8 protein-coding genes are annotated in these 6,881 nt (G+C 76.4%); 5 read left to right on the forward strand and 3 right to left on the reverse strand.

What is annotated here, in order from left to right; all coding sequences use genetic code 11:
- Both AB0K09_RS27405 and AB0K09_RS27410 read left to right on the forward strand, forming a co-directional pair.
- On the forward strand, positions 1-2,116 hold a 2,116-nt coding region (locus AB0K09_RS27405), incomplete at its 5' end, for a heavy metal translocating P-type ATPase (protein WP_366068086.1).
- Positions 2,113-2,595 (forward strand): copper chaperone PCu(A)C, encoded by a 483-nt coding sequence (locus tag AB0K09_RS27410; protein ID WP_366068087.1) that lies wholly within the window; start codon positions 2,113-2,115, stop codon positions 2,593-2,595. The genes AB0K09_RS27405 and AB0K09_RS27410, both read left to right, overlap by 4 nt.
- Before the next feature lie 50 nt (positions 2,596-2,645).
- Here AB0K09_RS27410 and AB0K09_RS27415 read toward each other — a convergent pair whose 3' ends face one another.
- Positions 2,646-3,242 carry a sigma-70 family RNA polymerase sigma factor gene (locus AB0K09_RS27415; RefSeq protein WP_366068088.1) on the reverse strand — a complete coding sequence of 199 codons (597 nt, stop codon included), beginning with the start codon at positions 3,240-3,242 and terminating at the stop codon, positions 2,646-2,648.
- A gap of 49 nt (positions 3,243-3,291) precedes the next feature.
- Between AB0K09_RS27415 and AB0K09_RS27420 the strand changes: the two genes are divergently transcribed.
- Positions 3,292-3,468: a zf-HC2 domain-containing protein gene (locus AB0K09_RS27420; RefSeq protein WP_366068089.1), complete on the forward strand. Its 177-nt coding sequence runs from the start codon at positions 3,292-3,294 to the stop codon at positions 3,466-3,468.
- Positions 3,469-3,590: 122 nt separating this feature from the next.
- Here the strand turns inward: AB0K09_RS27420 and AB0K09_RS27425 are convergent, their stop codons facing one another.
- The gene (locus AB0K09_RS27425) at positions 3,591-4,271 is read right to left on the reverse strand and encodes a hypothetical protein (protein ID WP_366068090.1); all 681 of its coding nucleotides are present in this window, start codon (positions 4,269-4,271) and stop codon (positions 3,591-3,593) included.
- A 342-nt stretch (positions 4,272-4,613) separates the two neighbouring features.
- On the reverse strand, positions 4,614-4,979 hold the full coding sequence (locus AB0K09_RS27430; protein WP_366068091.1) for a holin: 366 nt from the start codon (positions 4,977-4,979) through the stop codon (positions 4,614-4,616).
- Positions 4,980-5,127: 148 nt separating this feature from the next.
- Here AB0K09_RS27430 and AB0K09_RS27435 point away from each other — a divergent pair, with 148 nt between their 5' ends.
- Together AB0K09_RS27435 and AB0K09_RS27440 are read left to right on the forward strand one after the other, a co-directional pair.
- Positions 5,128-6,390, forward strand: a complete 1,263-nt coding sequence (locus AB0K09_RS27435; protein WP_366068093.1) for a GAF domain-containing protein — start codon at positions 5,128-5,130, stop codon at positions 6,388-6,390.
- Between the two features lie 62 nt (positions 6,391-6,452).
- The coding region (locus tag AB0K09_RS27440) for an aldehyde dehydrogenase family protein (RefSeq protein WP_366068094.1) at positions 6,453-6,881 on the forward strand (429 nt) is incomplete at its 3' end.

Consider the following 6,881-nt stretch of genomic DNA (forward strand, 5'->3'; position numbering starts at 1 on the left):
CGGCGCCCTGGCCAAGGCCTGCCACGCGGAGGGTCTGCTGGTGCTGACCTGTGGCACCTACGGCAACGTGCTGCGCTTCCTGCCCCCGCTGGTCACCGCGCTGCTGTCCGTGCCGGTGCTGGTGCTGTCCATGGTGCCCGCCCTGCAGTTCCGCTCCTGGCAGTGGCTGTGCTTCGCCCTCGCCACCCCGGTCGCCGTGTGGGGCGCCCTGCCCTTCCACGAGCGCGCGCTGCGCGGGCTGCGGCACTCGACCGCGACCATGGACACCCTCGTCTCACTGGGCGTCCTGGCCTCCTACGCCTGGTCCGCGTACGCCCTCTTCCTCGGCGGCGCGGGCGATCCGGACATGCGGATGCCGTTCACGCTGGTGCCCTCGGCGACCGGTGGCACGGCGGATGTCTATCTCGAAGCGGTCGTCGGCGTACCGCTGTTCGTGCTGACCGGGCGGCTACTGGAGTCCCGCGCCCGGCACGGCACGGGCTCGGCGCTGCGGGCGCTCGCCTCGCTCGCCGCCAAGGAGGCGGTGGTGCGCGGCCCGGACGGCGCCGAGCGCCGGGTGCCGCTGTCCGCGCTGCGGGTCGGGGACGTCTTCGTCGTACGCCCGGGCGAGCGCGTCGCCACCGACGGCGTGGTGGTCGCGGGCAGCTCGGCGCTGGACCTGTCGCTGGTCACCGGTGAGAGTGCGCCGGTGGAGGCCGCCCCGGGCACGGCCGTGGTCGGTGGAGCCGTCAATTCCGGCGGGCTGCTGGAGGTCCGGGCCGAGGCGGTCGGCGCCGACACCCAGCTCGCGCGCATCACCCGGCTGGTGGAGGAGGCGCAGGCGGGCAAGGCCCGGGTGCAGCGCGTCGCCGACGCCGTCGCGGGCGTCTTCGTCCCGGCGGTCCTGGCCGTCGCGGTCACCGTCCTCGGCTTCTGGCTGGGCGCGGGCGCCGCCCCGCAGGCGGCGGTCACCGCGGCGGTCGCGGTCCTCGTCGTCGCCTGCCCCTGCGCGCTCGGCCTGGCCACCCCGACCGCCCTCCTCGCCGCCACCGGCCGCGGCGCGGGCCTCGGCATCCTCGTCAGCGGCCCGCAGGCGCTGGAGGGCCTGCGCCGCGTCGACACGGTCGTGCTGGACAAGACCGGCACCCTGACCACCGGTTCGATGACGGTCACCGAGGTCACCACCCGCCCCGGCGGCCCCGGCCGCGACGCCGTCCTGCGCCTGGCCGCGGCGGCGGAGGCGGGCTCGGAACACCCGGTGGGCCGAGCGATCCACGCGTCCGCCACCGCGGTTCCCCCTGCGGAGGGCTTCACGGCGACGGCGGGGTTGGGCGTGCAGGCCCGGGTGGACGGCCACGCGGTGGAGGTGACCCGGCCGGGGGCGGGATCCTCGGGGACTCTCCCCACCGCCACGGCGAGCCGCCCCGACGGCGAGGGTCCGGCGGAAGAACCCCGCACCTCCGCCGGCGAAACCCTCGCCGCCGCCCTCCGCCGCGCCGACGACGCCGGCCACACCGCCGTCCTCGTCACCATCGACGGCACGCCCGAAGCCGTCATCGCCCTCGGCGACACCGTCCGGCCCGGCGGCTACCGCGCCGTCGACCACCTCAAGCGGCTGGGCCTGCGCCCCGTGCTCGCCACGGGCGACAGCGAGGCGGCCGCCCGGTCCGTCGCCGGTGAGCTCGGCATCACCGAGGTGCACGCCCGGGCCACTCCGGAGGACAAGGCCGCCCTCGTCCGCACCCTGCGCGAGCGCGGCCACCGCGTCGCCGTCATCGGCGACGGCGTCAACGACACCGCCGCCCTCGCCGGAGCCGACCTCGGCATCGCGATGGGCAGCGGCACGGACGCGGCCATCGGGGCGGCCGACGTGACGCTGGTCCGCGAGGACATGGCCGTCCTGGCCGACGCCGTGCGCCTGGCACGGCGCACCTCCGTGACGGTCCGCTCGAACCTCGTCTGGGCCTTCGGCTACAACCTCGTCACCGTGCCGCTCGCCGCGGTCGGCCTGCTCAGCCCCATGGTGGCCGCGGCGGCCATGTCCGCGAGCTCGCTGCTGGTCGTCGGCAACAGCCTGCGGCTGCGCGGCTGGCAGCCCGCCCCGAACCGTACGCGCCCGGGAAGGGCCTCCGCATGAACGACTCGCTCCTTGGCACCGCCCGCGCGGCCCTCGTGCCCGTCGCGGCCTGTGCCGTCGCCCTGGCCGGCCTCACCGCCTGGACCGCCTCCGGCGGGGCCGGCCGGCCCGCGCACGTCACGGTCGAGGACGCCCGCGTGCTGCTGCCGTTCGGCACGGACGACACCGCCGCGATGCTCCGCCTGCGCAACACCGGCGACACGGACGACGAACTCGTCGCCGTCGAGGCACCCACGGCGGGCGGCGCGATGCTGAGCCGCACGGTCGTCGCCAACGGCGCCGGCTCGATGCGCATGATCCCCTCCGTGTCCGTACCGGCCCACGGTGTCCTGGCCATGTCCCCGCACGAGCTGGACGTCATGGTCAGCGCTCCCCCGCGGCTGAACCCCGGCGACCGCCTCCCCCTCGTCCTCCGCTTCCGCCACACCGGAACGGTCCGCGCGGAAGCCGTGGTCGTCCGGCCGGGTACGCGGGACTGAGCCGGGGCCGGCGCACGTCGGCGCCGGCCCCGGGCCCGGGCCCGGCGGGGCTACGCCCGCGCGCCCGCCAGTACCGGCGTGCCCGCGCGGCGTTCCGCGGCGCGCTCCGCCCGCTCCAGCTGGACGATCAGCGTCTCGCGGGCCCGGGCCACCCGGGAGCGGACCGTGCCGACCGGGCAGCCGGCGACCAGCGCGGCCTCCGCATAGGGCAGGCCGAGCATCTGCGTGAGGACGAACGCCTCACGGCGCTCGTACGGCAGCCGGTCCAACAGCTGGGAGAGGGCCACACCCTCGTCGAAGCCGGGCAGCTCCGCCGACTGGGTGCGCTCGACGGCCGCCTGCCAGTCGTCCGTGTCCGACAGGCGCGGACGCGCCGCCTGGAAGCGCAGCCGGTCCACGACCGTGCGGCGCGCGATCGAGAGCAGCCAGGTGCGGGCCGTGGAGCGGCCCTCGAAGCGCGGCAGCGCGCGCAGCGCCCGCAGATACGTTTCCTGTACGAGGTCGTCCGCGCCCTGCGGGTCGTTGCTGAGCCGCGCCACGTACCGCCGCACATCGCTCTGGGTGGCGCGGATGAAGCGGTCCACCGCGTCCGCGTCGCCGCCGCGGGCGGCCAGGGCCCAGGCGGTCACCGTCTCGTCGTCACGCACGGCGGCCCCCGGTGCGGCCGGCCCGGCCGGAGCCGGGGACGATGGCGGGGTGCATTGCAGTGAGGTTCGTACCGCCGTCTCCGCCCGCGTCGACGGAGAGGAACCGCCGCCCGGTGTGACCGGGGCGGCGCTCGACGCGCATCTGCGCGACTGTGCCGCGTGCCGCGACTGGGGCGAGCGGGTCCGCCGGCTCAAGGCGCTCGCTGCGCGGCTGGATCTCGGCTGACGGGTGTGCGGGATGCACGGGGTGTGTGAGGGCAGGGGTCATCGCCCCGGGTCCTTCCTGGAATTCCGGGCGCCATGCGGGCACGGCGGCCCGGTGAGGGAGTACGGCCTGGTCGGTCGCCGTCAGGCGACGGCGACGCGGGCCGCCGGAGGACCCCGCTGGACGAGGACGTGCGCGTAGAGCAGCTGCCGCAGCCGCTGCGCGGCGCGCGACAGGCCGGCCCGGACACGCGGCGGGCCGGAGCGCGCGGGTACGTCGTGGAAGAGGACGAGCAGCGGCGCGAAGAACCGGGCGGCGACCGCCCGGCCGAGCCGGAAGGCGGCCTGTTCGCCGCCGGAGAGCCACATGCCGCAGACGACCGCGACGAGGACGTGCGCGGACCACATGCCGAGGGCTCCGTGCCCGGCGTGCGAGAACATGTCGTGCCCGCCCGTGCCGGCCAGGCCCGTCATACCCGTCATGCCCTGCGGCGGCATCGCGGCCATCGCCCCCGGGCCGCACCAGGCGTCCTCGGTGACCCCGGTGGCACCCGCGGGCACCCCCGCGCCGTCGAAGGCGCCGCCCGTCACTGCGGCCGCGTGGGCGGCGGCCTTCTGGGCCAGGGAGAAGAAGGAGTGCAGGGCCGTCTGCGCGCCCACCGTCGCGAGCGTGATCAGCAGCGGTCCGCGTTCACGCCCCGCCAGGAACCAGGCGCAGCCGCCCGTGCCGGAGAACGCGGCCGCGACGGCCCACCACGGGACGGTGGTCCCGGACATGACCGCGTGGCCCAGCGCGGCGAGCAGCACGCAGACCGCTGCGAACATCGCCGCTCGCAACGCTCTCGGTGCCTGCCCCGCCGGCTGCCCTGTTCTCATGACGTGCACATCGTTGCACCCACCCCGAGCGGGGTGCAGGCGGGGGGCCGACTGACGCCCGGATGGCCCCTGGCCCCGGGCGGCCGGTTCCGCCCCGTACCGTCCGCCCGGCGGTACGGGGCGGCGGGCCGCCGGCTCGGGGGGAGTGACCGGCCGCCCAGTCCCGTCGCGCCAGTGGGACTCGCGGAAAAGAGTCTCGCGCGCGGCGGGACGGGGCGGGAGCGTGTGCGAGGGGGTGGTCGCGGGTGCGCCGCGCACACCCCGTGTGAACCGACGGCTTCCGGTGGCCGGCTAGGCGGGGCCGCTCTTGGTTGCCTTGGTGGTCTTGGTGGCCTTGGTGGCCTTGGTGGCCTTGCTCTTGCCGGTGCCGGTGCCGGTGCCCTTGCCGGCCCCGGTGCTCCTGTCGGCGGCAGTACGGCGCGGGGCGCGCTTCGGCAGCCAGGCCGCGCTCGATCTGTCGCCGAAGCGGCTGCCGATGGCCCCCTTGATCACGGACAGTGCGGCGGGCAGCGCGGCGATGGCCGCGGCCTTGAGGGCGGAGATGCTGGTGAGGTCGAAACCGTCGGCGATGATGATGCCGAGGAAGGTGGTCACGTAGGCGGCCAGGGTGCGCTCGGCTATGTCGGCCAGCACCTGGGACGACGAACTCTTGGGCATGGGGCTTCCGTTCGGGGTTGTTCGAAGGTTGTTCGGGATGTACCCGCGCCGCCGCACCGCCCAACCACCGCCGCCACCCGCGTGCGGCGGTATCGTCGGGACCACCGCCCTCCGGGGAACGGCCTGTCGGGGATTGGGAGGGGTCCACGTGGTCAACCCATGGCTGGCGATGCCGTCCGGAGCCGACCCCGCCGAGCAGTGCCGGGCGGTCCGCAGCGCGCACGCGGACTTCGTCGCCGGCGGCACGGTCGGTCCCGGCGTCCGCGAGGTGGTCGCCGCCTCCTGGCGGCGCTCGGCCGCGGCGTTACCGGGCACCGAGTTCCTGGCCCCCGTCGACCTGGCCGACGCGGAGCTGGAGAGCTACCGCCGGGCGCATCCGCTGGCCCGCGCGATGCCGCTCTTCCGCGAACTGCTCGGCTCGATCGCCGACGACGGGGCCCATCTGCTCGCCGTCTGCGACGCGACGGGCCGGCTGCTGTGGGTCGAGGGCCACCCGGGCGTGCGCGGCCGGGCCGAGCGCATGAACTTCGTCGCCGGCGCCCGCTGGGACGAACGGCACGCCGGAACCAACGCGCCGGGCATCGCACTCGCCCTCGACCACGCCGTGCAGATCTTCGCCACCGAGCACTACAACCGGCTGGCGCAGCAGTGGACCTGCGCCGCCGCGCCCGTCCACGACCCGCGCACCGGGCGGCTGCTCGGCGCGGTGGACATCACCGGCGGCGACCATCTCGCCGGCCCCCACACCCTGGCGCTCGTCCAGGCGACCGCCCGGGCCGCCGAGGCCCATCTGGCCACCACCATGGACACCGCCGCACCCGGCCGCGCGCTGACCGCGCTCGGCCGCGACGAGGCCCTGCTCGCGGCCGACGGGCGGCGGTTGCGGCTGAGCAGACGGCACAGCGAGATCCTCGTCCTGCTCGCCGCCCACCCCGCCGGGCTCACCGGCGACCAGCTCGCCGCCGCGCTCTACGGCGAGCGCCCCGTGCCCGCGGTGACGCTGCGCGCCGAACTGTGCCGATTACGGCGTCTGGTGGGCCCGCTGCTGGCCTCACGCCCGTACCGGCTGTGCGCCCCGGTCGACACGGACGCGGCCGCCGTGGAAAGCGAGCTGGCGGTCGGTGACGTCCGTTCCGCCCTGCGCCTGTACACCGGCCCGCTGCTGCCGCTGTCCGAGGCCCCGGGGGTCTGCCGGCTGCGGCGGATCCTCGAGGGCCGGCTGCGGGAGGCCGTGCTGCGCGGCGACGCGGGCGCGCTCCGGGCCTGGGCCGAGAGCCCCTGGGGCGAGGAGGACCTGGAGGTCTGGGAACGGCTCCTCGCCGCCCTCCCGCCGGGCGCGGCGCGACACCGCGAGGTCGCGTCGCGCACCCACCGGATGCGGGCAACGTTCGCGCAACCTGCCCGGCGTTAGCGTGACGGCCGTCGTCGCCGCCCGCGCCGGAGCGGACGGCAGCCCGCAGCGGAAGGCCGCCCATGACCCGCTACGCCAACCCCGGCTCCCCGGACGCGCTCGTCTCCTACCGGCCGCGGTACGACCACTGGATCGGCGGCACGTACGTACCGCCCAAGCAGGGCGGGTACTTCGAGAACCCCACCCCGGTGACCGGACAGCCCTTCACCGAGGTCGCGCGCGGCACCGCCGAGGACGTCGAGCGTGCCCTGGACGCCGCCCACGCGGCCGCCCCCGGCTGGGCCCGCACCTCCCCCGCCGAACGCGCCGCCGTCCTCCACCGCGTCGCCGACCGCATGGAGCGCAACCTGGAGGCCCTCGCCGTCGCCGAGTCCTGGGACAACGGCAAACCCGTCCGCGAGACCCTCGCCGCCGACATCCCGCTCGCCATCGACCACTTCCGCTACTTCGCGTGCGCGGTGCGCGCCCAGGAGGGCGGCCTGTCCGAGATC

Origin of the sequence: Streptomyces sp. NPDC049577 (assembly GCF_040675635.1) — a bacterium.
Lineage (GTDB): Bacteria > Actinomycetota > Actinomycetes > Streptomycetales > Streptomycetaceae > Streptomyces.